The sequence below is a fragment of the Brevibacillus borstelensis genome, from assembly GCF_003710865.1.
Lineage (GTDB): Bacteria > Bacillota > Bacilli > Brevibacillales > Brevibacillaceae > Brevibacillus > Brevibacillus borstelensis.
This window is the reverse complement of the sequence record NZ_RHHO01000077.1, coordinates 1-368: the sequence shown is the minus strand read 5'-3', so window position 1 is coordinate 368 and position 368 is coordinate 1. Positions and strand designations below refer to the sequence as shown.

Genomic DNA, 368 nt, shown 5'->3' with positions numbered 1-368 from the left:
GGTCGACACCCTTGCCTTGAGCTAACGGTTGGTACAGCCAACCCCCGTTCGGGACTTTCACCCTATAGCTATCGCCCATGCTGGGCGCACCAAAATCAAGGAGCATCCCGATAGGGATGCCCCTCCACCACACCTATCAACCAGGCACAACTAAAGGTCACCCAGCCTCATCCACAGCCTTGCCTTCCACTCGAATCTGCCCCGCAGCAAGCACCTCCGCCTGCTCCTGCTCATCTCTCAACCGATGAGCCATCCGGCTCGAGGCATTCGCCGCCACGCTCGCGACCAAATCATCCAGGAACGTATGCACTTTTCCACCGGATGTCTTCGTATCCAGCCGCTTGATCACACCAATCTTATGCTTATCC

General features: G+C 57.1%; 1 pseudogene. It reads right to left on the bottom strand.

Going from position 1 to position 368, the window contains the following annotated elements:
• Window positions 1-157 precede the first annotated feature (157 nt).
• A pseudogene (locus EDM54_RS25515) lies at window positions 158-368 on the bottom strand (phosphatidylglycerophosphatase A family protein); the annotation flags it as partial.